Consider the following 1,016-nt stretch of genomic DNA (forward strand, 5'->3'; position numbering starts at 1 on the left):
GATAGTTCCTTCGCTATGCTGCTTTCTGCCCAAGCGAAAGGCTGGTCTTTGAACTATATGGAAATGTCTGACCTATATTTGGATCAAGGTACGGCTCGTGGACGTTTGACGCCTCTCAAGGTAAGTAACGATGAGCAAAGCTGGTATGAACTTGGTGAGCCGCGCGAAGCCGATTTGGCTGAGTTAGACGTCATTCTTATGCGTAAGGATCCACCCGTTGATTCAGAGTTTATTTACGCTACGCATATTCTAGAACGGGCCGAGCAGCAGGGAGCTTTAGTATTAAATAAAGCCCAAAGCTTGCGAGATTGTAATGAAAAGCTATACGCGACTCTTTTCCCCCAATGTTGCCCGCCTGTTTTGGTCTCGAGAGATCAGCAACGCTTGAAAGCGTTTTGTAAGCAGCATGAAGACGTCATCTATAAACCCTTGGATGGTATGGGAGGCGCTTCTATTTTCAGAGTGACTCTGGGGGACAGTAACCTAAGTGTGATTCTCGAAACGCTGAGTCAGCATGGCCAGCAACAGGTGATGGCGCAAAAATATTTGCCTGAGATAAAGAATGGCGATAAGCGTATACTTATTATTGATGGTGAGCCGGTTGCTTTTGGCTTGGCGAGAATTCCGGGGCAAGGTGAGTCGCGAGGCAATTTGGCTGCAGGTGGTCGTGGAGAAGTGCTGCCACTGACTGAACGTGACTATTGGATCGTTGATCAGATAAAAGATGATTTACTAGATAGGGGCTTGTTATTTGTAGGTATCGATGTGATTGGTGATTACCTGACAGAAATAAATGTCACCAGTCCAACCTGTATTCAGGAAATTGAAAGGGTTAGCCAAATCAAAATTGCTGATAAGCTAATATCGACGATTGAGCAGAAATTGAGTGCTAGTAAAAAGTAATATGAAGCAAGAGACGCAATCTGTAGGGGAGCTAAATTGGCAGTGGTAGCACGAGCAATGGGTGTTAGCGATACTGATCGTCTTAGTTTTACGGTTTTTGTCGCGCTGGCCTT

The 1,016-nt window shown here is 45.5% G+C and carries 1 protein-coding gene; it reads left to right on the forward strand.

Annotated features, from left to right (window positions below; all coding sequences use genetic code 11):
* Positions 1-903, forward strand: a 903-nt coding sequence (gene gshB / locus A3756_RS02850; protein ID WP_068552892.1) for a glutathione synthase, incomplete at its 5' end; no start/stop codon positions are given.
* Between the last annotated feature and the right edge of the window lie 113 nt (positions 904-1,016).

Source organism: Oleiphilus sp. HI0086, assembly GCF_001635225.1.